The following is a 25,632-nucleotide window of genomic DNA, read 5'->3' as shown; positions in this document are numbered from 1 at the left end:
ATGAAAAGGGGCATCTATAGGGTGCCCTTTTGTATTTCTTATCTCCCTCATTTCCTATCTATTTACCGCGAAGAATTGTCTCTCAAGACATTATCAATCCTTGTGATATTTCTATTTATTAAATTTCAATGCGTTAATTCGGTCACAAAATCAAGATTCAACATCAGTATTACCAATAAACTCAAACGAATTGTCTGTTATTTAATCATCATAATGAAGATGAGGAGATGAGGCATGATTTCGTTCGCAGGTAAGGTTGGCATTATTACGGGAGGGAGTAGCGGTATTGGCCTAGCGGCGGCAGAAAAATTTTTATCATTAGGTGCGTCAGTTATCATTACGGGAAGTCATGCTGACCGTGGTCAGAAGGCACTCAATCGCTTGAAGAACAAAGAGGGCGCAATACAATTTTTTCAGATGGATGCAGCCAATGAAAAAGAGAATGATCGGTTAGTGGCACATACAGTAAAGGAATACGGTTCGATTGATTTTTTATTTGCTAATGCAGGAATACTTGCCGATGACGTTGCCCACAAACTCGCTTATGAAAAATGGCAGCATGTCATTGATGTTAATCTCAATGGATTATTTTTGATTAATCGAGCTGTTATCGATTATTGGTTAAAAAACCAAAAAGAAGGAGCAATTGTTAACTGTGGCTCTATATGTTCGTTTGTGGGGCAACATCAATTTCCAGCATATTGCGCTTCAAAAGGTGGGATCAAACTGTTAACGCAAACATTGGCAATAAGTTATGCAATGCATAATATTCGAATTAATGCAGTTTGCCCTGGTTATATCGATACTCCATTATTGGATGGGCGCGATTTAGATAAACAAAAGTTAGCAGAGATGCATCCGATGAAAAGGATAGGCACACCTGAAGAGGTTGCTAATGTTGTTGCCTTTTTAGCTAGTGATGCAGCGTCATTTGTGACAGGAGCTGCCTATTTAGTGGATGGAGGTTTTACTGCTTAATGAAACGTTTTATGTAAATTGGTCGTAATGATAATTGAAATGGTAATCATTTTTATTTAAACTACCTGTGTGTAATTTATGCAGGTAGTTGCTATGTATGTATGTCTCTGTGAAGCCGTAACGGATAAACAAATTAGAAGTGCGGTGCGCCAATATCATGTGACGTCATTAAAAGGGCTACGTCAAATCCTCCCTGTCGGTCGCGAATGCGGTAAGTGCATCAGGCAAACTCGTGAAATCTTAAATGATGAGTTAGCACTTGCCGAGCATATCTGTATTGCTGAAGTCGCTTAATCGAAATAATAATCATTTAACTCATTCATTAATAAGTAACTTTCATCTCAAATTCTCTATAGAAAATTACTCATTGTTAGCATTTCAGTACTACACTTTAAAGACTGGAAGCAATGGAGTATAAAAAATGAAAGGCGATAAAAAAATGATAGCCCATCTGAATAAGTTATTGGGCAATGAGTTAGTAGCAATCAATCAATACTTTTTGCATGCACGTATGTTTAAAAATTGGGGTTTAACACGTCTTAATGAGGTGGAATACCATGAATCGATTGATGAAATGAAACATGCAGATAAGTATATCGAACGTATCTTATTCCTTGAGGGGATACCTAACCTGCAAGACCTCGGTAAACTTAACATTGGTGAAGATATTGAGGAGATGTTAGCTTCAGATCTTAAGCTGGAGCTTGATGGGGCTAAAAACCTAAAAGAAGCGATTAGTTACGCAGACTCAATTCATGATTACGTTAGTCGTGATCTGATGATTGAAATTTTAGCTGATGAAGAAAACCATATTGATTGGATAGAAACGCAGTTAGATTTAATCAAACGTATGGGTATTCAAAATTATACACAGGCGCAAATTATTGAAGAGGAGTAATGCTTTTTCGATTTATTTGTGTGCTGTAATATCACGCCTCACTACAAAAAAGTAATAGTGAGGCGTTTTTTATTGAAAAGTGCTATAAGTAAAAAAGCAGAAAAATTCGCACATATTTTCTCCGATTACTTGCGTTTAAGATTCAGTTGCGTATAATGCGCGGGCTTACTGATTAGTAATCCCTAGTTTTTTAGGTCTTAAAGGTCAGTATTGAGTTCACGATTTGTAACTCATTTAGACAATACTCCCGATTTGGGGGTTACATCAAAGAACGATTACACTCCCCCATCAATCGAAATGGGTGCGAGGAGTAATTATTTACGTTTATAAAATAGTTGGAGCTCTGGTCTCATGCAGAACCAAAGAATCCGTATCCGCCTGAAAGCCTTTGATCATCGTTTAATTGATCAATCAACTGCGGAAATCGTAGAGACTGCTAAGCGCACTGGTGCGCAAGTTCGTGGTCCTATCCCGCTGCCGACACGTAAAGAGCGTTTTACCGTTCTGATTTCTCCGCACGTTAACAAAGATGCGCGTGATCAGTACGAAATTCGCACTCACAAACGTCTGGTTGACATCGTTGAGCCAACCGAGAAGACCGTTGATGCTCTGATGCGTCTGGACCTGGCTGCCGGCGTAGACGTGCAGATCAGCCTGGGTTAATCAGGTCGTCGAACGATTGAGAGGTTGAAACAATGATTGGTTTAGTCGGTAAAAAAGTGGGTATGACGCGTATCTTCACTGAAGATGGTGTTTCTATCCCTGTAACAGTTATCGAAATCGAAAATAACCGCGTTACTCAAGTTAAAACAGCAGAAACTGACGGTTATAATGCAATTCAGGTGACTACTGGTAGCAAAAAAGCGAACCGTGTATCTAAGCCTGAGGCAGGTCATTTCGCTAAAGCTGGCGTCGAAGCTGGCCGTATTCTACGTGAATTCCGTACTGAAGAAGGTGCTGAATTTAACGTAGGTCAAAGCATTAGCGTTGAAATTTTCGCTGACGTTAAAAAAGTCGACGTTACTGGTACATCTAAAGGTAAAGGCTTCGCTGGTACAGTTAAGCGTTGGAATTTCCGTACCCAAGATGCTACCCATGGTAACTCCTTGTCTCACCGTGTTCCGGGTTCTATCGGTCAGAACCAGACTCCGGGCAAAGTGTTCAAAGGCAAGAAAATGGCAGGCCAACTGGGTAATGAGCGTGTAACCGTTCAAAGCCTAGATGTAGTACGTGTTGACGCTGAGCGCAACCTGCTGCTGGTCAAAGGTGCTGTTCCAGGTGCAACTGGTAGCGACCTGATCGTAAAACCGGCTGTCAAGGCTTAACGTCGAGGAGATAGGAATGGAATTGGTAATGAAAGACGCGCAAAGCGCGCTGACTGTTTCCGAAACTACCTTCGGGCGTGATTTCAATGAAGCGCTTGTTCACCAAGTAGTTGTTGCGTATGCAGCTGGTGCTCGTCAAGGTACTCGTGCTCAGAAAACTCGTGCTGAAGTTTCTGGTTCAGGTAAAAAACCATGGCGTCAAAAAGGCACAGGCCGCGCACGTTCTGGTTCTATCAAGAGCCCAATTTGGCGCTCTGGTGGTGTTAGCTTCGCTGCTAAACCACAGGACCACAGTCAAAAAGTTAATAAGAAGATGTACCGCGGTGCTCTGAAAAGCATCCTGTCTGAACTGGTACGTCAAGATCGTCTGATCGTTGTCGAGAAGTTCTCTGTTGAAGCACCTAAAACTAAGTTGCTGGCACAGAAACTGAAAGATATGGCTCTGGAAGATGTACTGATCATCACTGCTGAATTAGATGAAAATCTGTTCTTAGCAGCACGTAACCTGTACAAGGTTGACGTTCGTGATGCAGCGGGTATCGACCCAGTTAGCTTAATCGCCTTCGACAAAGTGGTTATGACTGCTGATGCTGTGAAGCAAGTTGAGGAGATGCTGGCATGATCCGTGAAGAACGTCTGCTAAAAGTACTGCGCGCGCCGCACGTATCTGAAAAAGCTTCTACAGCGATGGAAAAAAGCAATACCATCGTTCTCAAAGTTGCGAAAGACGCGACTAAAGCAGAAATTAAAGCTGCTGTGCAGAAACTGTTTGAAGTCGAAGTTGAAGGTGTTAACACTTTGCTGGTTAAAGGCAAAACTAAACGCCACGGTCAGCGTTTTGGTCGTCGTAGCGACTGGAAAAAAGCTTACGTTACGCTGAAAGAAGGCCAGAATCTGGACTTCATTGGCGGCGCAGAGTAAGTCGGAGGAGTAAAGAACAATGGCAATTGTTAAATGTAAACCTACGTCTCCGGGCCGTCGCCACGTAGTTAAAGTGGTTAACCCTGAGCTGCATAAGGGCAAACCTTATGCTCCGCTGTTAGAAAAAAACAGCAAATCCGGTGGTCGTAACAACAATGGCCGTATCACCACTCGTCACATTGGTGGTGGCCATAAGCAACACTATCGTCTGGTTGACTTTAAACGCAACAAAGACGGTGTTCCTGCTGTTGTTGAGCGTTTGGAATATGATCCAAACCGTTCTGCGAACATTGCACTGGTTCTATATAAAGACGGTGAACGTCGTTATATTCTTGCGCCTAAAGGTTTGAAAGCTGGTGACCAGATCCAATCTGGCGTTGATTCAGCAATCAAAACTGGTAACGCACTGCCAATGCGCAACATCCCTGTTGGTTCTACAGTTCACAACATCGAACTGAAACCAGGTAAAGGTGGTCAGTTAGCGCGTTCAGCAGGTACTTATGCTCAGATCGTTGCACGTGATGGTGCTTATGTCACTCTGCGTCTGCGTTCTGGTGAAATGCGTAAAGTTCTGGCTGATTGCCGTGCAACTTTAGGTGAAGTTGGTAACGCTGAGCACATGTTACGTGTTCTGGGTAAAGCTGGTGCTAGCCGCTGGCGTGGTATTCGTCCTACCGTTCGTGGTACGGCGATGAACCCAGTCGATCACCCACATGGTGGTGGTGAGGGTCGTAACTTTGGTAAACACCCTGTAACACCTTGGGGCGTTCAAACCAAAGGTAAGAAAACTCGTAGCAACAAGCGTACTGATCAATTCATCGTACGTCATCGTTCTAAAAAATAATTAGAGGATAAACCATGCCACGTTCTCTCAAGAAAGGTCCTTTTATTGACCTGCACTTGCTGAAGAAGGTAGAGAAAGCGGTGGAAAGCGGAGACAAGAAGCCTCTTAAGACTTGGTCCCGTCGTTCAACGATCTTTCCTAATATGATCGGATTGACCATCGCTGTCCATAATGGTCGTCAGCATGTTCCAGTTTTTGTTACCGACGAAATGGTTGGTCATAAACTGGGTGAATTCGCACCGACTCGCACTTATCGCGGCCATGCGGCTGATAAGAAAGCTAAGAAACGTTAAGGATAGGAGGAAGAGATGGAAACTTTAGCTATGCATCGCCACGCTCGTTCTTCTGCCCAGAAGGTTCGCTTAGTTGCCGACCTGATTCGCGGTAAGAAAGTGTCGCAAGCTCTGGAAATTCTGACCTACACCAACAAGAAAGCTGCTGGTTTAGTGAAGAAAGTACTTGAATCTGCAATTGCTAACGCAGAGCAAAACGATGGCGCTGACATTGATGACCTGAAAGTTGCGAAAATTTTCGTTGACGAAGGTCCAACCATGAAACGCATCATGCCGCGTGCGAAAGGCCGTGCAGATCGTATTCTTAAGCGCACCAGCCACATTACTGTGGTTGTGTCCGATCGCTGAGACTCTGGAGACTAGCAATGGGTCAGAAAGTACATCCTAATGGTATTCGCCTGGGTATTGTCAAACCTTGGAACTCTACTTGGTACGCGAATACTAATGAATTCGCTGACAACCTAGACAGCGATTATAAAGTACGCCAGTACTTGAACAAAGAATTGGCAAAAGCGTCAATTTCACGCATCGTTATCGAGCGTCCTGCAAAAAGCATTCGTGTGACTATTCACACTGCTCGCCCAGGTATCGTTATCGGTAAGAAAGGTGAAGACGTAGAAAAACTGCGTAAAACAGTAGCGGATATCGCTGGTGTTCCTGCGCAAATCAATATCGCCGAAGTTCGTAAACCAGAACTGGACGCTAAATTGGTTGCTGACAGCATCGCTTCACAGCTGGAACGTCGTGTTATGTTCCGTCGTGCTATGAAACGCGCTGTACAAAACGCAATGCGTCTGGGCGCTAAAGGTATTAAAGTTGAAGTCAGCGGCCGTTTAGGCGGTGCTGAAATCGCTCGTACCGAGTGGTATCGTGAAGGCCGTGTGCCACTGCACACTCTACGTGCTGATATCGATTACAACACTTCAGAAGCGCACACCACTTACGGTGTTCTCGGCGTTAAGGTATGGATCTTCAAAGGTGAGATTCTGGGTGGTATGGCTGCTGTTGAACAAGCTGAAAAACCAGCTGCTCAACCTAAAAAGCAGCAGCGTAAAGGCCGCAAGTAAGGAGAGTCGCTGATGTTACAACCAAAGCGTACAAAATTCCGTAAAGTGCACAAAGGCCGCAACCGTGGTCTGGCACAAGGTACGGATGTTAGCTTCGGCACTTTCGGTCTTAAAGCTGTGGGCCGTGGTCGTCTGACTGCTCGTCAGATCGAAGCGGCACGTCGTGCTATGACCCGTGCAGTTAAGCGTCAAGGTAAAATCTGGATCCGTGTGTTCCCAGACAAGCCAATTACTGAGAAGCCACTCGAAGTTCGTATGGGTAAAGGTAAAGGTAACGTAGAATATTGGGTTGCCTTGATCCAGCCTGGTAAAGTCCTGTATGAAATGGACGGTGTGCCTGAAGAGCTGGCTCGTGAAGCATTCTCTCTGGCAGCAGCGAAACTGCCTATCAAAACCACCTTTGTAACTAAGACGGTGATGTAATGAAAGCACAAGAGCTGCGCGAAAAAAGCGTTGAAGAGCTGAACGCTGAACTTTTGAACCTGTTACGTGAACAATTCAACTTACGTATGCAGGCTGCAAGTGGTCAGCTGCAACAGTCTCATCTGTTGAAACAAGTGCGTCGCGATATCGCACGTGTGAAGACTTTACTGACTGAGAAGGCAGGTGCGTAATGAGCGATAAAATCCGTACTCTGCAAGGTCGTGTAGTTAGCGATAAAATGGAGAAATCTATTGTTGTTGCTATCGAGCGTATGGTGAAGCACCCTCTGTATGGTAAATTCATCCGTCGTACGACTAAATTGCACGTACATGACGAGAACAATGAATGTGGAATCGGTGACGTGGTAGAAATCCGCCAAACTCGTCCACTGTCTAAGACTAAGTCTTGGGCCTTAGTTCGCGTTGTTGAAAAAGCTGTTTTATAATATAGAATAGCCTTTTCTAATAAATAAACGGCTCTTTTTTACTGAGCCGTTTATTTTTTTCTGTCCATAACGAAGATGTGGTGTTATAATGCCGCGCCCTCGTATTGTGGGTTATATTGAACGGTCTCTTCAATAATGAAGTGGCTCAGTAGTAGTTGACATTTAGCGGAGCACTAAAATGATCCAAGAACAGACTATGCTGAACGTGGCCGACAACTCCGGTGCACGTCGCGTAATGTGTATCAAGGTTCTAGGTGGCTCGCACCGTCGCTATGCAGGCGTCGGCGACATCATTAAAATTACTGTTAAAGAAGCAATTCCACGCGGTAAAGTGAAAAAAGGTGATGTCCTGAAGGCGGTAGTGGTGCGCACCAAGAAGGGTGTACGTCGCCCGGACGGTTCTGTCATTCGCTTCGATAGTAATGCATGCGTTATTCTAAACAATAACAGCGAGCAAGTAGTCGGTACGCGTATTTTTGGGCCGGTAACTCGTGAACTTCGTACAGAGAAGTTTATGAAAATTATCTCACTGGCACCTGAAGTACTCTAAGGAGCGGAACTATGGCAGCGAAAATCCGTCGTGATGACGAAGTTATCGTGCTGACTGGTAAAGATAAAGGTAAGCGCGGTAAAGTAAAACAGGTTATTTCTTCTGGTAAAGTTATCGTTGAAGGTATCAATCTGGTTAAAAAACATCAGAAGCCAGTTCCGGCTCTGAATCAACCAGGTGGCATCGTTGAAAAAGAAGCGGCAATTCACGTTTCTAACGTTGCAATCTTTAACGCGGCAACTGGTAAGGCTGACCGTGTAGGCTTTAGATTCGAAGACGGCAAAAAAGTCCGTTTCTTCAAATCTAACAGTGAAACTATCAAGTAATTTTTGGAGTATACGATGGCGAAACTGCATGATTACTATAAAGACGAAGTAACTAAAAAACTGATGGCTCAGTTTGGTTACAATTCTGTCATGCAAGTCCCTCGGGTCGAGAAGATCACCCTGAATATGGGTGTTGGTGAAGCGATTGCTGATAAAAAACTGCTGGACAATGCAGCAGCTGACTTGGCAGCAATCTCTGGTCAAAAACCATTGATCACCAAAGCACGCAAATCTGTTGCAGGCTTCAAAATCCGTCAGGGCTATCCAATCGGCTGTAAAGTAACCCTGCGTGGCGAACGCATGTGGGAGTTCCTTGAGCGACTGATTTCTATTGCTGTACCACGTATTCGTGACTTCCGTGGCTTGTCCGCTAAGTCATTTGATGGTCGCGGTAACTACAGCATGGGCGTACGTGAACAAATCATCTTCCCTGAAATCGATTACGATAAAGTGGATCGTGTGCGTGGTTTAGATATTACTATCACCACAACTGCGAAATCAGATGACGAAGGTCGCGCACTGTTAGCAGCGTTCAACTTCCCGTTCCGCAAGTAAGGCAGGGTACTCATGGCTAAGAAATCTATGAAAGCGCGTGATGTTAAGCGTGCTAAATTAGCTGAGAAGTTTTTCGCAAAACGCGTTGAACTGAAAGCTATCATCTCTGATGTAAACGCATCTGATGAAGATCGCTGGGACGCTGTTCTCAAGCTGCAAACACTGCCACGTGATTCAAGTCCTTCTCGTCAGCGTAACCGCTGCCGTCAAACTGGGCGTCCGCACGGTTTCCTGCGGAAATTTGGTCTGAGCCGTATTAAAGTCCGTGAAGCCGCTATGCGCGGTGAAATCCCGGGCCTTAAAAAGGCTAGTTGGTAATTGTCACCATATTGAATCACGGGAGTAAAGACAGATGAGCATGCAAGATCCCATCGCGGATATGCTGACCCGTATCCGTAACGGTCAGGCCGCGAACAAAGTTGCGGTCACCATGCCTTCCTCCAAGCTGAAAGTGGCGATTGCCAAAGTGCTGAAGGAAGAAGGTTATATTGAAGATTTTAAAATTGAAGGCGACACTAAGCCAGAATTGGAACTGACTCTGCGTTATTTCCAAGGTAAGGCTGTAGTAGAAAGCATTCAGCGTGTAAGCCGCCCAAGTCTGCGCATCTATAAGAAAAAAGATGAGCTGCCACAAGTTATGGCTGGCTTAGGTATCGCTGTTATTTCTACCTCTAAAGGTGTCATGACTGATCGTGCAGCTCGCCAAGCTGGTCTTGGTGGCGAGATTCTCTGCTACGTAGCTTAATTCGGGAGGAAAGAATGTCTCGTGTGGCAAAAGCACCCGTCGTCATTCCTGCCGGCGTAGAGGTAAAACTCAACGGTCAGGTTATTTCGATTAAGGGTAAAAACGGCGAGCTTACTCGTACTATCCATAATGCAGTTGAAGTTAAACATGAAGATGGCCGCTTAACTTTCGCACCGCGCGAAGGTTTCGCTGATGCTTGGGCACAGGCGGGTACTTCTCGTTCTCTGCTTAACTCAATGGTTGTTGGTGTTACTGAAGGCTTCACTAAAAAACTTCAACTAGTCGGTGTTGGTTACCGTGCGGCAGTTAAAGGCAACGCTGTTAGCTTGTCTCTAGGTTTTTCGCATCCGGTTGAACACGCACTGCCAGCAGGCATTACTGCAGAATGCCCAACACAAACTGAAATCGTACTGAAAGGTGCGGATAAGCAAGTGATTGGTCAAGTCGCGGCAGAACTGCGTGCTTACCGTCGTCCTGAGCCTTACAAAGGCAAGGGTGTTCGTTACGCCGATGAAATCGTGCGTACTAAAGAGGCTAAGAAGAAGTAAGGTAACACTATGGATAAGAAAGCAGCTCGTATCCGTCGTGCGACCCGCGCACGCCGCAAGATCCAAGAGTTGGGTGCGACACGCCTGGTGGTACACCGTACTCCACGCCATATTTATGCGCAGGTTATCGCTCCAAACGGTTCTGAAACTTTGGTGGCCGCTTCTACTACAGAAAAAGCTATCAATGAGCAAGTGAAATTCACTGGAAACAAAGACGCAGCAGCAGTTGTTGGTAAAATTATTGCTGAACGCGCATTGGAAAAAGGCATCACTACTGTTGCTTTTGACCGTTCTGGTTTCCAATATCATGGTAGAGTCCAGGCACTGGCAGAAGCTGCCCGTGAAGCTGGCCTTCAGTTCTAAGGTAGAGGTGTAAGATGGCTCACATCGAGAAACAAGCTGGCGAACTGCAGGAAAAGCTGATCGCGGTAAACCGCGTAGCAAAAACCGTTAAAGGTGGCCGTATTTTCAGCTTTACAGCACTGACAGTAGTTGGTGATGGTAACGGTCGCGTTGGTTTTGGCTACGGCAAAGCGCGCGAAGTTCCGGCAGCAATCCAGAAAGCGATGGAAAAAGCCCGTCGCAGCATGAAAACCGTTGCTCTAAACAACGGCACTTTGTTCCACCCTGTGAAAGGTACACACACCGGTTCTCGCGTGTTTATGCAACCTGCTCACGAAGGTACTGGTATCATCGCCGGTGGTGCAATGCGTGCTGTTTTAGAAGTAGCTGGAGTTCGCAACGTACTGGCTAAAACCTATGGTTCCACAAACCCAATCAACGTGGTTCGTGCAACACTGGATGCTTTAGACAGCATGAAGTCTCCAGAAATGGTCGCAGCTAAGCGTGGAAAATCCGTCGAAGAAATTCTGGGGTAATCAGCCATGGCTAAGACTATTAAAATTACACAAGTTCGCAGTTCAATCGGTCGCCTGCCTAAGCATAAGGCAACTTTGATCGGTTTAGGTCTGCGTCGCATTGGTCATACAGTAGAACGTGAGGACACTCCTGCTGTTCGCGGTATGGTCAACTTGGTTTCCTACATGGTTAAAGTTGAGGAGTAAGAGATGCGTTTAAATACTCTGTCTCCGGCTGAAGGTGCCAAGCACGCGCCTAAGCGCTTAGGTCGTGGTATCGGTTCTGGTCTGGGTAAAACCGGCGGACGTGGTCACAAAGGTCAGAAATCTCGTTCTGGCGGTGGCGTACGTCGTGGTTTCGAAGGCGGCCAGATGCCTTTATACCGTCGTCTACCAAAATTTGGTTTTACTTCACGTAAAGCAATGATCACTGCAGAAGTTCGTCTGTCTGATTTTGCTGCTGTTGAAGGCGATGTTATTGATCTGAACGCACTAAAAGCCGCGAATGTTGTTGGCATCCAGATTGAATATGCGAAAGTTATTCTTTCTGGCGAAGTGAATCGTGCAGTAACTGTACGTGGCCTTCGTGTTACTAAAGGTGCTCGCGCTGCGATTGAAGCTGCCGGCGGTAAAATTGAGGAATAAGTGACAGATGGCTAAACAACCAGGATTAGATTTTCAAAGTGCCAAAGGTGGTGTTGGTGAGCTGAAACGCAGACTTTTGTTTGTTATAGGTGCACTGATTGTTTTCCGTATTGGTTCTTTTATTCCAATCCCTGGTATTGATGCCACTGTGCTTGCCAAATTGCTCGAACAGCAACAAGGCACCATCATTGATATGTTTAACATGTTCTCTGGTGGTGCTCTTAGCCGAGCTTCTATCTTTGCTTTGGGTATTATGCCGTATATTTCGGCATCTATTATTATCCAATTATTGTCAGTGGTTAACCCACGACTAGCAGAGATTAAGAAAGAAGGTGAAGCAGGTCGTCGGAAGATAAGCCAATATACTCGTTGGGGTACTTTGGTGTTAGCAATATTCCAATCTGTGGGTATTGCAATGGGTCTTCCGAATATGCCAGGGATGCAAGGGCTAGTTATTGATCCGGGTCTCCCGTTCTACTTCACGGCTGTTGTTAGCTTAGTTACAGGAACCATGTTCCTTATGTGGCTAGGTGAGCAGATAACGGAAAGAGGTATTGGTAACGGTATCTCAATCATTATCTTCGCTGGTATCGTTGCGGGTCTACCGCCGGCCATTGGCCATACTATCGAGCAAGCTCGGCAAGGCGATCTGCACTTCCTCCTGTTGCTGTTGGTTGCAGTGCTCGTATTCGCGGTAACTTTCTTTGTTGTATTCATGGAGCGTGGTCAACGTAGAATCGTTGTTAACTACGCGAAACGCCAACAAGGACGCCGTGTTTATGCGGCACAAAGCACACATTTACCATTAAAAGTGAATATGGCGGGTGTAATTCCTGCAATTTTTGCTTCCAGTATCATACTGTTCCCGGGTACAATAGCATCTTGGTTCGGTGATGGAACTGGCTGGGACTGGCTGACAACTCTTTCTATGTTCTTGCAGCCTGGTCAACCGTTCTATGTGTTGCTTTATGCTTCTGCGATCATCTTCTTCTGTTTCTTCTATACGGCGTTGGTTTTCAACCCAAGAGAAACAGCAGATAACCTGAAGAAGTCCGGTGCATTTGTACCAGGAATTCGTCCGGGAGAGCAAACGGCCAAGTACATTGATAAGGTAATGACTCGCCTGACTTTAGTCGGTGCACTTTATATTACCTTCATCTGCCTAATCCCGGAGTTCATGCGTGACGCAATGAAAGTACCTTTTTACTTTGGTGGTACTTCTCTATTAATCGTAGTTGTCGTTATCATGGACTTTATGGCTCAAGTGCAAACTCTAATGATGTCAAGTCAATATGAGTCTGCATTGAAGAAAGCAAATCTAAAAGGTAAGTAATCGCTTAGTGTGATTATGGTTTGCTTTAGAAGTTACGGAGAGTAAAAATGAAAGTTCGTGCTTCCGTCAAGAAATTATGCCGTAACTGTAAAATTATCCGTCGCAATGGTAGCGTTCGTGTAATTTGCAGTGTTGAGCCAAGACATAAACAACGTCAAGGTTAAGAAAAAGCATTTTTTTCTTGCAAAGTTGGGTTGAGCTGGCTAAATTAGCCAGCCAATCTTTTTTATCGAGATACATTATTGTTTGAGTATCCTGAAAACGGGCTTTTCAGCACAATAATGTATATTTTAACTTAGGAGTGCATAGTGGCCCGTATAGCAGGCATTAACATTCCTGATCATAAACATACCGTGATCGCTTTAACATCGATTTTCGGAATCGGCAAAACTCGTTCACAGGCTATCTGTGAAGCGACTGGAATTGCTGAAAATGTTAAGATCAGTGAGCTGTCTGAAGAACAAATCGACAAGCTGCGTGACGAAGTTGCCAAGTATGTGGTAGAAGGTGACTTACGTCGTGAAATTACCCTGAGCATCAAGCGTCTGATGGACCTTGGATGTTACCGTGGTTTACGTCATCGTCGTGGTCTACCTGTGCGCGGTCAGCGTACTAAGACTAACGCTCGTACCCGTAAGGGTCCGCGTAAGCCGATCAAGAAATAAGTCGGGGTATTGAATAATGGCAAAAGCACCAATTCGTGCACGTAAGCGTGTAAGAAAGCAAGTCTCAGACGGTGTGGCTCATATCCATGCTTCTTTCAACAACACAATCGTTACTATTACTGATCGTCAGGGTAACGCATTAGGTTGGGCAACTGCCGGTGGTTCCGGTTTCCGTGGTTCTCGCAAATCCACTCCGTTTGCAGCTCAGGTTGCAGCAGAGCGTTGCGCAGAAGCCGTGAAAGAATACGGTATCAAGAACCTGGAAGTTATGGTTAAGGGACCGGGTCCGGGTCGCGAATCAACAATTCGTGCTCTGAACGCCGCAGGTTTCCGCATCACAAATATTACTGATGTGACTCCTATCCCTCATAACGGTTGTCGCCCACCGAAAAAACGTCGCGTTTAATACGTTTCGTTTTTAGGACTGTTGGAGAAAGAAAATGGCTAGATATTTGGGTCCTAAGCTCAAGCTGAGCCGTCGCGAAGGAACAGACCTCTTCCTGAAGTCTGGTGTTCGCGCGATTGACACCAAGTGTAAATTAGAACAGGCACCTGGCCAGCACGGAGCGCGTAAACCGCGTCTGTCTGACTACGGTGTTCAGTTACGTGAAAAACAAAAAGTTCGTCGTATTTACGGTGTTCTGGAACGTCAATTCCGTAACTATTATAAAGAAGCAACACGTCTGAAAGGCAACACAGGTGAAAACCTGTTGACTCTGCTGGAAGGCCGTCTTGATAACGTCGTTTACCGTATGGGCTTTGGCGCAACTCGCGCAGAAGCACGTCAAATGGTTAGCCACAAAGCTATCATGGTAAATGGTCGAGTAGTTAATATCGCTTCTTATCAGGTTTCCCCGAATGACGTTATCAGCGTTCGTGAGAAAGCGAAAAAACAGTCTCGTATTAAGGCTGCTTTAGAGCTGGCTGAACAGCGTGAGAAGCCAACTTGGCTGGAAGTTGATGCTGCTAAAATGGAAGGTGTGTTCAAACGTATTCCTGAACGTACTGACCTGTCTGCGGACATTAACGAACACCTGATCGTCGAGCTTTACTCTAAGTAAAGCTTAGCACCAAAGAGAGGACACAATGCAGGGTTCTGTGACAGAGTTTCTAAAACCGCGCCTGGTAGATATCGAGCAAGTGAGTTCGACGCACGCCAAGGTGACCCTTGAGCCTTTAGAGCGTGGCTTCGGTCATACTCTTGGTAACGCACTGCGCCGTATTCTGCTTTCGTCTATGCCGGGTTGTGCGGTGACAGAGGTTGAGATTGATGGTGTACTGCATGAGTACAGCACCAAAGAAGGTGTACAGGAAGATATCCTGGAGATTCTCCTCAACCTGAAAGGGCTGGCGGTAAAAGTTCAGGGTAAAGATGAAGTTATTTTAACCTTGAATAAATCTGGCATTGGCCCTGTGACTGCAGCCGACATCGTCCATGATGGCGATGTCGAAATCGTCAAGCCGCAGCACGTTATCTGCCACCTGACTGACGAAAGCGCATCTATTAACATGCGAATTAAAGTTCAGCGTGGTCGTGGTTATGTGCCGGCTTCTGCCCGAGTACATTCGGAAGAAGATGAGCGCCCAATCGGTCGTCTGTTAGTCGATGCTTGCTATAGCCCTGTAGAGCGTATTGCCTACAATGTTGAAGCAGCTCGTGTTGAACAACGTACTGACTTGGATAAGTTAGTTATCGAAATGGAAACAAACGGTACAATCGATCCTGAAGAGGCGATTCGCCGTGCAGCGACTATTCTGGCTGAACAACTTGAAGCTTTTGTTGACTTACGTGATGTTCGTCAGCCTGAAGTTAAAGAAGAGAAACCAGAGTTCGATCCTATCTTATTGCGCCCAGTTGACGATCTGGAATTGACTGTCCGCTCTGCTAACTGCCTTAAAGCAGAAGCTATCCACTACATCGGTGATCTGGTTCAGCGTACAGAAGTTGAGTTGCTTAAAACGCCTAACCTTGGTAAGAAATCTCTTACTGAAATTAAGGACGTCTTGGCATCTCGTGGTCTTTCTCTGGGCATGCGCTTAGAAAATTGGCCACCAGCAAGTATTGCTGATGATTAAGATCACAGGTTAAGGTTTTACTGAGAAGGATAAGGTCATGCGCCATCGTAAGAGTGGTCGTCAATTGAACCGCAACAGCAGCCACCGCCAAGCTATGTTCCGTAACATGGCAGGTTCTTTAGTTCGTCATGAAATCATCAAGACGACTCTGCCTAAAGCGAAAGAACTGCGTCGCGTCGTTGAGCCGCTGATTACTCTTGCCAAGACCGACAGCGTAGCTAATCGTCGTCTGGCATTCGCCCGTACTCGTGATAACGAGATCGTGGCAAAATTGTTTAATGAATTGGGACCTCGCTTTGCAGCTCGTGCGGGCGGTTACACTCGTATTCTTAAGTGTGGCTTCCGTACTGGTGACAATGCTCCGATGGCTTACATCGAGCTTGTTGACCGTGCTGTTGAGTCTCAAGAAGCAGCAGCAGAGTAATCTGTCTGCTATCAAAAAAACCGGGTATATTTGCCCGGTTTTTTTGTACCTGCTATTCTATCCTTTCTCTAAGCTTCATTGACTTGATTTATTCTATTTTGACCCTATTTAGAGTGGAGTTCCCATGACTATGTATAAAATTGGGCAAATTGCGCGTCTCGCCGATGTCACACCAGACACGATTCGTTTTTATGAAAAACAAGGTTTGATGGGGCATAAACTGAGGACAGAAGGTGGCTATAGGTTGTATACTGAGCAAGATTTGCAACGGCTTCGGTTTATCCGTTATGCTAAGCAACTCGGCTTCACCTTAGAAGCTATCACTGAGTTATTATCAATACGTGTTGATCCTGAGCATCATACATGTCAAGAATCGAAGCAAATTGTTGATTTACGCTTGTTTGAAGTTGAAAAAAAGATACAAGAACTTATTATTATGCGTGATTCACTGAAAATGCTCAGCTCAGCTTGTTGTGGTGAAGAGCATGCGTCGACATATTGCTCGATAATGGAAATACTTGAGAAAGGCGCATCGAAAGTTTATTAATCGAAAATTTACTTTAAATTCATTTTTAAAAGAAGGTATATCATGAGTCGATATCAACATAAACGTGGTCAAATTAAAGATAATGCGATCGAAGCATTGTTACATGATCCGCTATTTAGACAAAGAGTAGAGAAAAACAAGAAAGGGAAAGGAAGTTATAACCGTAAAGCAAAACATGGTAAAGGTAATAACTGGGAGGCCAGTGGTAATCAGTTTTTTAACTTATTACCACTGGTTTTCTAGTATCACTTTTTATTTTGTTCTTTTAATAAATCACGAATTTCTGATAATAACACTTCTTCTTTACTTGGCGCCGGTGGTGCTTCAGGCTCTGCTTCTTTTTCACGACGAACTTTGTTCATTACTTTAATTGCCATAAAAATAGCAAATGCGACGATAACAAAGTCAAATACAGTCTGTATAAACATACCATAATTAAGAACTACAGCAGGAATATCCCCTTCGGCGGCTCTTAGTACGACGCTAAATTGTTTAAAGTCAACTCCACCAATTAATAGACCCAATGGCGGCATAATGACATCGGCGACTAATGAAGAAACAATTTTACCGAATGCAGCACCAATAATGATACCGACAGCCATATCGACAACATTGCCCTTCATCGCAAATTCGCGAAACTCTTTTAAAAAACTCATTCTACCCCCTAATTGAAAACTATTTGTGACAAAATAAATATTTAGTTAACAAATTATAGTATCTACTTTAATTAAGCTGCAAATAAGATTGTCGTTTTATTTTGATGATTATAAAAAGAAGGGACTTGGTTGGAATAATTTTTCAACATCAGGAACATATTTCTTATCGGTAATGAACATAATGACATGGTCTCCTTGTTCGATTATATGATAATCACTGGCAATAATGACTTCATCTTCTCTAACTAAAGCACCAATAATGGTTCCTGGCGGGAGTTTTATATCTGAAATCTTTTTACCAACAACTTTAGAGGTATTTTCATCGCCATGAGCAATTGCTTCAATTGCTTCAGCAACACCTCGTCTTAATGAAGAAACACTGACAATATCGGCTTTCCTAACATGACTTAATAATGCTGAAATCGTCGCCTGTTGCGGTGACACTGCAATGTCAATAACACCACCTTGAACTAATTCAACATAAGCAGTTCTTTGAATGAGCACCATAGCTTTTTTGGCCCCCATTTTTTTCGCTAACATGGCTGACATTATGTTTGCTTCATCATCATTTGTTAGAGCAATAAAGACGTCCATCTGTTCAATATGCTCTTCTGTAAGTAACTCTTGGTCGGAAGCATCGCCATAAAATACAATTGTGTCATGCAGCAATTCAGCGAGTTCAGTTGCTCTTTGTTGATTTCGCTCGATAAGTTTTACACTGTAATCTTTTTCTAGCCTTTTCGCTAAACCAGCACCGACATTACCCCCACCCACGATCATGAGGCGTTTGTATGGTTTTTCTAAGCGCTGCAATTCACTCATCACTGCTCGAATGTGTTGAGTTGAAGCCACGAAAAAGACTTCATCACCAGCTTCGATGATTGTTGAACCTTGAGGCCGAATCGGACGATCTTGACGAAAAATGGCAACAACTCTGGCATCAATATGTGGCATGTGCTCGCGTAAACTGGAAAGGGCATTACCCACTAATGAACCACCATAGTAGGCTTTAACCGCAACAATACTGACTTTCCCTTCAGCAAAATTGACGACTTGGAGTGCACCAGGGTATTGGATTAATTTATAGATATAATCAATAACCAATTGTTCTGGGGAAATCAGGTAATCAATAGGGATTTGTTCAGGCAAAAATAACTTGTCTGCTTCACGGATATATTCAGTCGCCCTAATACGTGCAATTTTATTTGGTGTATTAAAAAGGCTATAGGCGATTTGGCACGCGATCATATTCGTTTCATCAGAATTGGTGACGGCAACCAACATGTCTGCATCTTCTGCCCCCGCATCACGTAGTACGCGTGGATGTGACCCATGGCCGTTTACAACTCGGAGATCAAATTGATCTTGCAATTGGCGCAAGCGATCAGCGTTAGTGTCAACGACAGTAATATCATTGTTTTCATCCACTAGATTCTCAGCGAGGGTTCCGCCAACTTGTCCAGCACCTAAAATAATGATTTTCATTGAATATTCCTATCTCAGACAAGTTTTATTGGATTAGTTCTCTTGTTTGACCAAGCGCGCGTAAAAGAAGCCATCACCACCAGTTATACTAGGTAGTATCTGTAAGCCTGCTGTTGTGCCATCATTAAGAGAGGCTTCAGGGTGCTTAGCTAAAAAATTTTTTATTTGTAAGCTATTCTCTTCAGGCATAATTGAACAGGTCGCATAGACAAGGGTACCGCCAACTTTTAGGTAAGGCCAAATTGATTCTAATATTTTAGCTTGAAGTTCGGTGAGTTCATTAATGTCAGAATCTCGCCTTAACCACTTTATATCAGGATGACGGCGGATAACGCCTGTTGCTGAGCATGGGGCATCAAGAAGAATACGATCAAACAGTTGCCCATTAGCCCACTCTTCTGGTTTTGTACCATCACCTTGAATGACCGCTGCTTGCTGTTGCAAACGTTGCAAGTTTTCTTTTACACGTTTAAGACGGTGCTCATCAATATCAACAGCAACGACATGTGCTTTTGGTGCAAGCTCCAGTATATGAGTTGTTTTACCACCGGGTGCTGCACATAGATCAAGGATCGTTTCATGATTTTGTGGTTCAAGCAGTTCCGCACACCCTTGAGCAGAAACATCTTGCACAGTTGCCCAACCTTCTTCAAAGCCAGGAAGCCTTGTAACTGAAGTTGGCTCTGACAGTTTTATCGCGCAGGGGTGATGTGGATGCAATTCAGATGCAATCTCATTTTCTTCTAGGTATTTTTGATACTGTTCAGCAGTGTGATGTTGGGAATTAACCCTTAACCACATGGGAGGACGCTGGTTATTTGCATCAATAATCGTTTGCCACTTATCAGGGTAAGCATTTTGAAGGCGCTTTAAAAGCCAGCTCGGATGAAGGTATTGGCTACTATTATTAGTATTACGCTCTTCGAGTTGAGTTTGTTGCCGTTGGAATGATCGTAGCACACCATTGATAAGCCCTTTTAATTGAGGGCGTTTTAGTGCAACTGCTCCATTGACCGTTTCCGCTAAAGCGGCATGAGGAGGAATACGTGTATAGAGGAGTTGATAAATCCCCACCATAATCAAGTAGTGCAATGTTCTCTGTTTACCTGTTAGTGGTTTCTCCATAAGCTGAGCAACAAACCATTCCAGTTTAGGTAAATAGCGTAGGACACCAAAGCAAATCTCTTGTAATAGAGACTTATCTTTTTCATTTATATTTTTTTGTAATTCAGGTAGTACCGTACTGAGAGACTGGCCACCATCAATGACTTGACTGATGGCTACCGCTGCGATGCTACGCAAGTTATATGTATTTTTCATAAGTGAAGGTGAGTCTATTCGTCACGAAATAAATTTGCCTGAATATATTATCAGGCAAATTTATTGGCTTTCTAATTAAGTTGCTGTCCAGGAGTGAACCATTCTCGGCGTGAGTTGAGGAGATCTTGCGCTCCCATGGCCTTTTTACCCGGTGGTTGTAACTGAGTGATATTGAGTTTTCCGTTACCTGTTGCAACGCATATGCCATTTTTATCAGCGCTGAGGATAGTGCCTGGTTGCTCATTATGGTTTTCGGCAATGACTTGTGCCTGCCATACCTTAATAAGCTGCTCTTGAACTGTAAAATAGCTCATTGGCCAAGGATTAAATGCCCTAATACAGCGCTCTATTTGTTCAGCGGATTGTTGCCAATCAATACGAGCTTCCTCTTTAGATAACTTTTCAGCGTAGTTTGCCAGAGAGTCATCCTGTTTTTCAGGCACACATTGCTGATTGGATATCAGTTCTAACGTATGGATCAATGCCTCTGGGCCAATCACTGCCAGTTTTTCATAAAGTGTTGCACTAGTATCTTCAGGCATAATTGGGCAACTTGCTTTATACAGCATATCCCCAGTATCTAACCCTTCATCCATTTGCATAATGGTTACGCCAGTTTCAGCATCACCAGCCCAAATTGAGCGTTGAATAGGTGCAGCACCGCGCCAGCGTGGTAGTAAAGAACCGTGTACATTCAGACAACCTAAACGCGGAATATCTAAAACGGCTTTTGGTAAAATAAACCCATAAGCAACAACAATCATTAAATCTGCGTTGTGATCTTTGATCCATTGATGATTATCTACATTTTTCAGCGTAGTAGGCTGAAAAACTGGAATTTGGTGTTCTTGTGCTAATACTTTGACAGGGCTTGGCGTCAGCTTTTTACCCCTCCCCGCGGGCTTATCTGGTGGTGTAAGAACACCGACAACCTGATGTTTAGTTTTAAGTAAAGCGGCTAAGTGCCCAGCCGCAAAATCAGGTGTACCTGCAAAGATAATTTTTAATGATTCCGACACGGTTATATTTCCCTGTATAAATCTGTCTAGTTAGCTGTTTTTGCTGCTTTAGCTCTCATTCTATCTAGTTTTTCAACCTTTTGTCGGATACGCTGGCGCTTTAATGGTGATAAGTAATCAACAAACAATTTACCAACAAGGTGATCCATTTCATGTTGAATACAGATAGCGAGTAAGCCATCGGCTTCAAGTTCAAAACTATCGCCATTATAGTCAAGGGCACGAACCTTAACATGCTCTGCTCTGGGGACAAAACCATGTTGTTCAGGAATAGAAAGACAACCTTCTTCAATACCCGTTTCACCTGATTTGTCTAATAATTCAGGGTTAATAAGAACAAGTCGTTGATCCCGCGTTTCCGAGACATCAATAACAATGATCCGCTGATGAATATCGACTTGAGTCGCAGCAAGACCGATACCTTCTTCTTCATACATCGTTTCGAACATATCATCGACGATCTGTTGAATTTCGGCATCAACTTTTTCTACTGGCTTAGCAATTGTGCGTAAGCGTTCGTCTGGGTAATGTAATACATTTAATACTGACATAAATTTTTTCGAGCAGCGTCCAAAAAAGTGAATAGGAATTAATGCCTATTCTAGACATTTATCAGTCATATTGACAGTATTGGTTACGATTTGTTCACAGATGAACCTTTACAATAAAGTCAGGAAGACGCCATGGATGCGCAAGAAATTTGGTTAAGAATGTCTCAGGTGAGCCGGCTATCACCACATAAGGCATTAAAAATTATTAATAAGCTAAGGATATTAGAACAAGTATGCTCTTCTGTTTTACAGGAGTGTGGGTTAAGTGAACTGCAGTGTTTACAGTTTCTACACGTGCCATCTGTAAAATTAGCTCAAACGCTTAAATGGCTAGAAAAGGAAGAAAATCAACTGATTACTTTTTGTGATTCCTTGTACCCTTCCTTATTAAAGCATATATCTAATCCGCCACTCGTCTTGTTTGTAATAGGGCAAAGTGAGCTGATGGCGACAGCACAAATCGCAATAGTCGGTAGTCGGCAAGCGAGTGAGTATGGCCGTAAATGGGCGGATCGGTTTGCCAATAAATTTACTGACTATGGTTTTACAATTACTAGCGGGTTAGCATTTGGTATCGATGCTGCAAGTCATCGCGCGGCACTCGCAGCAAATGGGAAAACAGTTGCCGTTTTAGGGAGTGGATTAGCAAATATTTATCCTAGGCAGCATACTGCGCTGGCGGAGCAGATTAAACAAGAGGGGGTACTAATCTCTGAGTTTTTACCAAATGCGCCTCCGCTACCTAGGCAATTTCCTCGACGAAATCGAATTATTAGTGGCTTAAGTAAAGCGACAGTCGTGGTAGAGGCAGGGTTGAAAAGTGGCTCATTGATAACGGCTCGTTATGCCATTGAGCAAAATAGAGACCTTTTTACGATACCCGCACCACTTGGTAATTCAGCTTACAGTGGTAACCATTGGTTATTACAACAAGGAGCATATCTACTTGTTGAACCCGAAGATATCAAACACCATATAGAGGTTGGACTAAATTGGTTGCCAGTCGAGCCATTAGAAGAAGAAACGCTGAATGCTGAATTTAATCTGACAGAGAATAAAATATTGAGTATGGTTGAGTATCACCCTACACCTGCAGATGTGATTGCTGAGCGTGTACAACAGCCGATAACAGAAGTCATTGCCGTTTTGACGGAACTTGAGATAGACGGTGCTATCGCTTCTGTTACTGGTGGGTATATAAAATTAAGTTAGTTGGCTAAGAGAAAATCATGTCAAAGCAATTGCCTTTTGAAACAGAGAAAAATGAACATTGTCCTGAATGCGGTTCTTTGCTGGTCATTCGTAATGGTGCACATGGGCCTTTTTTTGCTTGTTCTTCGTACCCTCAATGTCATTATCTCAAACCTATGCGTCCTTCGGCAGAAAGCCATGTAGTAAAAGTATTAGAAGGGCAAGCATGTCCACAATGCGGTCATGATTTGGTTTTGAAGCAAGGGCGATTTGGTATGTTTATTGGATGTAGTCACTACCCAGAGTGTGAGCATATTGAATTAATTGATAAGCCAGATGAAACGAAAGTTGCTTGCCCCCAGTGCCAGACAGGTCACCTATTACAACGTAAGTCTCGGTTTGGAAAAACATTTTATGCGTGTGATAGCTATCCGTCTTGCCAATTTATTCTCAATCATAAGCCTGTTTCGGGTGAATGTGAGTTTTGTCATTATCCATTACTTATGGAAAAAAGGGGTGCTCAAGGAGTAAGATTATTTTGTGCCAGTAAACGATGTGGTAAACCACAAAAAGAATAATGAGTTAAAAAGATGCAAAATAAAGCTACACCTGCAATTGAAAATATTATTGTTTCCCTGAACAAAGGGGAAGTTATCGCTTATCCCACTGAGGCCGTATTTGGATTAGGTTGTGATCCTGATAGTGAACAAGCGGTTAATAAGTTACTTGAGTTAAAACAACGTCCTTGGGAGAAAGGGCTAATTCTTATCGCAGACAATTATGAACAGCTGAAAGACTATGTGGACGATAGTCAGTTGACTGATGAACAAAAGCAAACGATGTTTGCAAGCTGGCCAGGGCCTGTGACTTGGGTTATCCCAGCCAAATCATCCACTCCGAAATGGTTAACTGGGCGTTTCGATACTTTGGCGGTAAGAGTAACAGATCATGGGTTAGTAAAAGAGCTCTGTCGCGAATACGGTAAGCCATTAGTATCTACAAGTGCGAATTTAAGCGGTCAGGAGCCATGTAGGACAACCAATGAAGTTCTAGAGCAGTTTAAGGGAAGTATCCCTGTGCTTGATGGAATGGTGGGGGGCCGTCAAAACCCATCAGAAATTCGGGATGCTAAAACAGGGCAACTTTATCGTAAAGGATAACTATTATATGGGTAAATATGCCGTTTTTGGTCATCCGATAGCGCATAGTAAATCGCCAATTATACACCAGATGTTTGCTGAACAGACGGGTATTGCGCTGGAATATGAACGTATTTTGGCACCACTAGATGGCTTTGAGCAGTCATTGTCTGCATTTTTTGCTCAGGGAGGGATGGGGGCGAATGTTACGCTACCTTTTAAGGAAAACGCATATCAAATGGTATCTGAGCTAACAGATAGAGCTCAATCGTGCGGTGCAGTAAATACCGTGATGAAACTGGATAGTCACCGGTTATTAGGTGATAACACGGATGGTGCTGGCCTTTTGCTAGATCTTCAACGGCTTAATTTTATTCATAGCAATAGCAAAGTATTAATTATTGGTGCTGGTGGTGCAACGAGGGGGGCTTTATTACCTCTCTTAGAATTTGGGTGCGAAATTACGCTAACGAATAGGACTTTTTCTAAAGCAGAAACATTAGTAAATCAATTTGTTAGCTTTGGAAAAATAAAAGCACAGCCGATCGAACAGATCAAAACAGCCTGTTTCGATCTCATCATTAATGCGACTTCATCTGGAGTGAGTGGCGAGATCCCCGCAATTGATCCCGCTGTATTTTCTGCGCGGGTGGCATGTTATGACATGTTTTATCAACATGGTTTAACACCATTTCTATCGTTCGCGAGTTCTCATCAGGTAAATCGCCTTGCCGATGGTTTAGGTATGTTAGTTGGGCAAGCCGCTTTCGCTTTTAAATTATGGCATGGAGTACTTCCAGATATAGAGCCGGTTCTTCTTGAATTACAAAAGGAACTGAAAAAGTGAATCAAGCTATTCAATTTCCAGATAGAGAAGAGTGGAATGCTGCTACAAGAAAAGTCCATTTTCCGGTATTAATTAGTGGAATGTTAGCTGAATGTGTAATATCAGACTCGTTGCTTTATCGGCGGTATGGAGAAGGGGCTGAGCCATTAGTGCTTTTCCAAAATAACCGTTGGGATATAGAAGAAGAGTTTGAGGCCTTGATAGCTCAAGGCCCTCAGGAAGATGATAGTGTTTATTCTTTACCAGAAGATAAATAATCATTCTTCCATTGAACGTAGTTATTCGCTGAATAACGTAGATGTTCTAATTCAGCTTCCGTTAGTTTACGGGCAGCTTTAGCTGGGCTACCAACATAAAGGTAGCCACTTTCCAGTTTTTTGCCTTGGGTGACGAGGCTATTTGCGCCTATAACTACGTCGCTAGCGATTATTGCTCCATCAAGAATAATAGAACCCATACCGACTAATACGCGATCCCCGATTGTGCAACCATGAAGCATCACTTTATGTCCGACGGTGACATCTTCGCCAATAATTAGAGGGTTGCCTTCTGGGTTATGTTTTGATTTGTGTGTTACGTGTAAGACGGAACCATCTTGTATATTAGTGCGAGCACCAATTTCAATGTAGTTCACATCACCACGTAATACGGATAAAGGCCAAATACTGACATCATCAGCTAAACGAACATCGCCGATCACAACAGCTGAAGGATCGATAAAAACGTTAGAGCCAGTGGTGGGATAAATATCGAGATAAGGTCTTAAGTGTTTGTTCATAAAGATGACCATAGTTGATAATTAGTGGTATTAAATAGAATAGTCGATATCTATTCATATTATGAAGAAGAGTATCCTTCAAAAAAGAGGGTATTTGTTGTTTGTTTTATAGTCACAATGCTAGAAAAAAAAACATAGTGATGATTTTATCTTCAAACAGTACTTTTTTTCAAAAAAAGGG

General features: G+C 43.6%; 44 protein-coding genes. 38 read left to right on the top strand and 6 right to left on the bottom strand.

Annotation, left to right across the window (positions count from 1 at the left end):
- Positions 1–234: 234 nt before the first annotated feature.
- The 33 genes from PR699_RS18880 to PR699_RS18720 all read left to right on the top strand — a co-directional run bounded on the left by PR699_RS18880 (position 235) and on the right by PR699_RS18720 (position 16,708).
- Positions 235–978 carry an SDR family NAD(P)-dependent oxidoreductase gene (locus tag PR699_RS18880; protein ID WP_004926467.1) on the top strand — a complete coding sequence of 248 codons (744 nt, stop codon included), beginning with the start codon at positions 235–237 and terminating at the stop codon, positions 976–978.
- A 93-nt stretch (positions 979–1,071) separates the two neighbouring features.
- Complete coding sequence (bfd, locus tag PR699_RS18875; protein ID WP_014657269.1) at positions 1,072–1,272, top strand: bacterioferritin-associated ferredoxin; 201 nt, start codon at positions 1,072–1,074, stop codon at positions 1,270–1,272.
- 127 nt (positions 1,273–1,399) lie between these two features.
- Positions 1,400–1,876 (top strand): bacterioferritin, encoded by a 477-nt coding sequence (bfr, locus tag PR699_RS18870; RefSeq protein WP_004926466.1) that lies wholly within the window; start codon positions 1,400–1,402, stop codon positions 1,874–1,876.
- 351 nt (positions 1,877–2,227) lie between these two features.
- The gene (gene rpsJ / locus PR699_RS18865) at positions 2,228–2,539 is read left to right on the top strand and encodes a 30S ribosomal protein S10 (RefSeq protein ID WP_001181005.1); all 312 of its coding nucleotides are present in this window, start codon (positions 2,228–2,230) and stop codon (positions 2,537–2,539) included.
- A gap of 32 nt (positions 2,540–2,571) precedes the next feature.
- Positions 2,572–3,201: a 50S ribosomal protein L3 gene (gene rplC, locus PR699_RS18860; RefSeq protein ID WP_004926461.1), complete on the top strand. Its 630-nt coding sequence runs from the start codon at positions 2,572–2,574 to the stop codon at positions 3,199–3,201.
- Positions 3,202–3,217: 16 nt separating this feature from the next.
- On the top strand, positions 3,218–3,823 hold the full coding sequence (gene rplD, locus PR699_RS18855; protein WP_004926458.1) for a 50S ribosomal protein L4: 606 nt from the start codon (positions 3,218–3,220) through the stop codon (positions 3,821–3,823).
- A complete protein-coding gene (gene rplW / locus PR699_RS18850; protein WP_004926456.1) occupies positions 3,820–4,122 on the top strand; it encodes a 50S ribosomal protein L23 in 303 nt (100 codons plus the stop codon). The genes rplD and rplW overlap by 4 nt, the downstream gene beginning before the upstream one ends.
- Before the next feature lie 19 nt (positions 4,123–4,141).
- Positions 4,142–4,966 (top strand): 50S ribosomal protein L2, encoded by an 825-nt coding sequence (rplB, locus tag PR699_RS18845; RefSeq protein WP_004926454.1) that lies wholly within the window; start codon positions 4,142–4,144, stop codon positions 4,964–4,966.
- Between the two features lie 14 nt (positions 4,967–4,980).
- Positions 4,981–5,259, top strand: a complete 279-nt coding sequence (rpsS, locus tag PR699_RS18840; protein ID WP_004265426.1) for a 30S ribosomal protein S19 — start codon at positions 4,981–4,983, stop codon at positions 5,257–5,259.
- A 15-nt stretch (positions 5,260–5,274) separates the two neighbouring features.
- A complete protein-coding gene (rplV, locus tag PR699_RS18835) occupies positions 5,275–5,607 on the top strand; it encodes a 50S ribosomal protein L22 (RefSeq protein ID WP_004265430.1) in 333 nt (110 codons plus the stop codon).
- 17 nt (positions 5,608–5,624) lie between these two features.
- Positions 5,625–6,326 (top strand): 30S ribosomal protein S3, encoded by a 702-nt coding sequence (gene rpsC, locus PR699_RS18830; RefSeq protein WP_004926451.1) that lies wholly within the window; start codon positions 5,625–5,627, stop codon positions 6,324–6,326.
- Between the two features lie 12 nt (positions 6,327–6,338).
- Positions 6,339–6,749, top strand: a complete 411-nt coding sequence (gene rplP / locus PR699_RS18825; RefSeq protein ID WP_004926449.1) for a 50S ribosomal protein L16 — start codon at positions 6,339–6,341, stop codon at positions 6,747–6,749.
- Positions 6,749–6,940 (top strand): 50S ribosomal protein L29, encoded by a 192-nt coding sequence (rpmC, locus tag PR699_RS18820; protein WP_004265442.1) that lies wholly within the window; start codon positions 6,749–6,751, stop codon positions 6,938–6,940. The genes rplP and rpmC overlap by 1 nt, the downstream gene beginning before the upstream one ends.
- Positions 6,940–7,194 (top strand): 30S ribosomal protein S17, encoded by a 255-nt coding sequence (rpsQ, locus tag PR699_RS18815; protein ID WP_004265446.1) that lies wholly within the window; start codon positions 6,940–6,942, stop codon positions 7,192–7,194. Before rpmC ends, rpsQ begins: the two co-directional genes overlap by 1 nt.
- A 178-nt stretch (positions 7,195–7,372) precedes the next feature.
- A complete protein-coding gene (rplN, locus tag PR699_RS18810; protein ID WP_004926446.1) occupies positions 7,373–7,744 on the top strand; it encodes a 50S ribosomal protein L14 in 372 nt (123 codons plus the stop codon).
- Positions 7,745–7,755: 11 nt separating this feature from the next.
- Complete coding sequence (rplX, locus tag PR699_RS18805) at positions 7,756–8,070, top strand: 50S ribosomal protein L24 (protein ID WP_004926444.1); 315 nt, start codon at positions 7,756–7,758, stop codon at positions 8,068–8,070.
- A 15-nt stretch (positions 8,071–8,085) separates the two neighbouring features.
- Positions 8,086–8,625 carry a 50S ribosomal protein L5 gene (gene rplE, locus PR699_RS18800; RefSeq protein ID WP_004926441.1) on the top strand — a complete coding sequence of 180 codons (540 nt, stop codon included), beginning with the start codon at positions 8,086–8,088 and terminating at the stop codon, positions 8,623–8,625.
- Between the two features lie 12 nt (positions 8,626–8,637).
- Entirely contained in the window at positions 8,638–8,943 is a 306-nt protein-coding gene (gene rpsN / locus PR699_RS18795) for a 30S ribosomal protein S14 (protein ID WP_004926440.1), read from the top strand.
- Positions 8,944–8,977: 34 nt separating this feature from the next.
- Positions 8,978–9,370 (top strand): 30S ribosomal protein S8, encoded by a 393-nt coding sequence (gene rpsH / locus PR699_RS18790; protein WP_004926438.1) that lies wholly within the window; start codon positions 8,978–8,980, stop codon positions 9,368–9,370.
- Positions 9,371–9,384: 14 nt separating this feature from the next.
- Complete coding sequence (rplF, locus tag PR699_RS18785; protein WP_004926436.1) at positions 9,385–9,918, top strand: 50S ribosomal protein L6; 534 nt, start codon at positions 9,385–9,387, stop codon at positions 9,916–9,918.
- Between the two features lie 9 nt (positions 9,919–9,927).
- Positions 9,928–10,281, top strand: a complete 354-nt coding sequence (gene rplR, locus PR699_RS18780) for a 50S ribosomal protein L18 (RefSeq protein ID WP_004926434.1) — start codon at positions 9,928–9,930, stop codon at positions 10,279–10,281.
- Between the two features lie 14 nt (positions 10,282–10,295).
- Entirely contained in the window at positions 10,296–10,796 is a 501-nt protein-coding gene (gene rpsE, locus PR699_RS18775) for a 30S ribosomal protein S5 (RefSeq protein ID WP_004265471.1), read from the top strand.
- Between the two features lie 6 nt (positions 10,797–10,802).
- Positions 10,803–10,982, top strand: a complete 180-nt coding sequence (gene rpmD / locus PR699_RS18770; protein ID WP_004926432.1) for a 50S ribosomal protein L30 — start codon at positions 10,803–10,805, stop codon at positions 10,980–10,982.
- 3 nt (positions 10,983–10,985) lie between these two features.
- Positions 10,986–11,420, top strand: a complete 435-nt coding sequence (gene rplO, locus PR699_RS18765) for a 50S ribosomal protein L15 (protein ID WP_004926430.1) — start codon at positions 10,986–10,988, stop codon at positions 11,418–11,420.
- Between the two features lie 7 nt (positions 11,421–11,427).
- A complete protein-coding gene (gene secY, locus PR699_RS18760) occupies positions 11,428–12,753 on the top strand; it encodes a preprotein translocase subunit SecY (RefSeq protein ID WP_004926428.1) in 1,326 nt (441 codons plus the stop codon).
- Positions 12,754–12,800: 47 nt separating this feature from the next.
- Positions 12,801–12,917, top strand: coding sequence for a 50S ribosomal protein L36 (gene rpmJ, locus PR699_RS18755; RefSeq protein ID WP_004265484.1), 117 nt, complete (start codon positions 12,801–12,803; stop codon positions 12,915–12,917).
- A gap of 144 nt (positions 12,918–13,061) precedes the next feature.
- Positions 13,062–13,418, top strand: coding sequence for a 30S ribosomal protein S13 (rpsM, locus tag PR699_RS18750; protein ID WP_004907144.1), 357 nt, complete (start codon positions 13,062–13,064; stop codon positions 13,416–13,418).
- 16 nt (positions 13,419–13,434) lie between these two features.
- Entirely contained in the window at positions 13,435–13,824 is a 390-nt protein-coding gene (gene rpsK / locus PR699_RS18745; RefSeq protein ID WP_002919257.1) for a 30S ribosomal protein S11, read from the top strand.
- Between the two features lie 34 nt (positions 13,825–13,858).
- Positions 13,859–14,479 carry a 30S ribosomal protein S4 gene (gene rpsD / locus PR699_RS18740; RefSeq protein WP_004265487.1) on the top strand — a complete coding sequence of 207 codons (621 nt, stop codon included), beginning with the start codon at positions 13,859–13,861 and terminating at the stop codon, positions 14,477–14,479.
- Between the two features lie 25 nt (positions 14,480–14,504).
- The gene (gene rpoA, locus PR699_RS18735; RefSeq protein WP_004926425.1) at positions 14,505–15,494 is read left to right on the top strand and encodes a DNA-directed RNA polymerase subunit alpha; all 990 of its coding nucleotides are present in this window, start codon (positions 14,505–14,507) and stop codon (positions 15,492–15,494) included.
- Positions 15,495–15,531: 37 nt separating this feature from the next.
- Entirely contained in the window at positions 15,532–15,918 is a 387-nt protein-coding gene (gene rplQ, locus PR699_RS18730; RefSeq protein WP_014657271.1) for a 50S ribosomal protein L17, read from the top strand.
- 130 nt (positions 15,919–16,048) lie between these two features.
- Positions 16,049–16,465 carry a Zn(2+)-responsive transcriptional regulator gene (zntR, locus tag PR699_RS18725; RefSeq protein ID WP_014657272.1) on the top strand — a complete coding sequence of 139 codons (417 nt, stop codon included), beginning with the start codon at positions 16,049–16,051 and terminating at the stop codon, positions 16,463–16,465.
- 42 nt (positions 16,466–16,507) lie between these two features.
- Positions 16,508–16,708 (top strand): alternative ribosome-rescue factor A, encoded by a 201-nt coding sequence (locus tag PR699_RS18720; RefSeq protein WP_004926423.1) that lies wholly within the window; start codon positions 16,508–16,510, stop codon positions 16,706–16,708.
- Positions 16,709–16,710: 2 nt separating this feature from the next.
- On the opposite strand, the gene mscL is transcribed toward PR699_RS18720, so the two are convergent.
- The 5 genes from mscL to def all read right to left on the bottom strand — a co-directional run bounded on the left by mscL (position 16,711) and on the right by def (position 21,496).
- Positions 16,711–17,121, bottom strand: coding sequence for a large-conductance mechanosensitive channel protein MscL (mscL, locus tag PR699_RS18715; RefSeq protein ID WP_004926421.1), 411 nt, complete (start codon positions 17,119–17,121; stop codon positions 16,711–16,713).
- Positions 17,122–17,229: 108 nt separating this feature from the next.
- Positions 17,230–18,606 carry a Trk system potassium transporter TrkA gene (gene trkA, locus PR699_RS18710; RefSeq protein WP_004926419.1) on the bottom strand — a complete coding sequence of 459 codons (1,377 nt, stop codon included), beginning with the start codon at positions 18,604–18,606 and terminating at the stop codon, positions 17,230–17,232.
- A gap of 33 nt (positions 18,607–18,639) precedes the next feature.
- Complete coding sequence (gene rsmB / locus PR699_RS18705; RefSeq protein WP_014657273.1) at positions 18,640–19,926, bottom strand: 16S rRNA (cytosine(967)-C(5))-methyltransferase RsmB; 1,287 nt, start codon at positions 19,924–19,926, stop codon at positions 18,640–18,642.
- A gap of 71 nt (positions 19,927–19,997) precedes the next feature.
- Positions 19,998–20,945 carry a methionyl-tRNA formyltransferase gene (gene fmt / locus PR699_RS18700; RefSeq protein ID WP_004926415.1) on the bottom strand — a complete coding sequence of 316 codons (948 nt, stop codon included), beginning with the start codon at positions 20,943–20,945 and terminating at the stop codon, positions 19,998–20,000.
- 26 nt (positions 20,946–20,971) lie between these two features.
- Positions 20,972–21,496 carry a peptide deformylase gene (gene def / locus PR699_RS18695; protein ID WP_004926414.1) on the bottom strand — a complete coding sequence of 175 codons (525 nt, stop codon included), beginning with the start codon at positions 21,494–21,496 and terminating at the stop codon, positions 20,972–20,974.
- Positions 21,497–21,628: 132 nt separating this feature from the next.
- Here def and dprA point away from each other — a divergent pair, with 132 nt between their 5' ends.
- Genes dprA through PR699_RS18670 form a run of 5 tightly spaced genes read left to right on the top strand, consistent with a single transcriptional unit; the run spans position 21,629 to position 24,930 of the window.
- On the top strand, positions 21,629–22,708 hold the full coding sequence (gene dprA / locus PR699_RS18690) for a DNA-processing protein DprA (RefSeq protein ID WP_004926412.1): 1,080 nt from the start codon (positions 21,629–21,631) through the stop codon (positions 22,706–22,708).
- A 17-nt stretch (positions 22,709–22,725) separates the two neighbouring features.
- On the top strand, positions 22,726–23,265 hold the full coding sequence (locus tag PR699_RS18685; RefSeq protein ID WP_004926410.1) for a type I DNA topoisomerase: 540 nt from the start codon (positions 22,726–22,728) through the stop codon (positions 23,263–23,265).
- A 12-nt stretch (positions 23,266–23,277) separates the two neighbouring features.
- Positions 23,278–23,847, top strand: coding sequence for an L-threonylcarbamoyladenylate synthase type 1 TsaC (gene tsaC / locus PR699_RS18680; protein WP_014657274.1), 570 nt, complete (start codon positions 23,278–23,280; stop codon positions 23,845–23,847).
- A 7-nt stretch (positions 23,848–23,854) separates the two neighbouring features.
- Positions 23,855–24,673, top strand: coding sequence for a shikimate dehydrogenase (aroE, locus tag PR699_RS18675; RefSeq protein WP_014657275.1), 819 nt, complete (start codon positions 23,855–23,857; stop codon positions 24,671–24,673).
- A complete protein-coding gene (locus PR699_RS18670) occupies positions 24,670–24,930 on the top strand; it encodes a DUF1488 domain-containing protein (protein ID WP_004926407.1) in 261 nt (86 codons plus the stop codon). The genes aroE and PR699_RS18670 overlap by 4 nt, the downstream gene beginning before the upstream one ends.
- On the opposite strand, the gene PR699_RS18665 is transcribed toward PR699_RS18670, so the two are convergent.
- Positions 24,906–25,451, bottom strand: a complete 546-nt coding sequence (locus PR699_RS18665; RefSeq protein ID WP_014657276.1) for a gamma carbonic anhydrase family protein — start codon at positions 25,449–25,451, stop codon at positions 24,906–24,908. The genes PR699_RS18670 and PR699_RS18665 overlap by 25 nt on opposite strands.
- Positions 25,452–25,632: the final 181 nt, after the last annotated feature.

Origin of the sequence: Providencia sp. PROV268 (assembly GCF_028477805.1) — a bacterium.
GTDB lineage: Bacteria > Pseudomonadota > Gammaproteobacteria > Enterobacterales > Enterobacteriaceae > Providencia > Providencia stuartii.
This window is presented reverse-complemented; position numbering and strand designations above follow the sequence as displayed.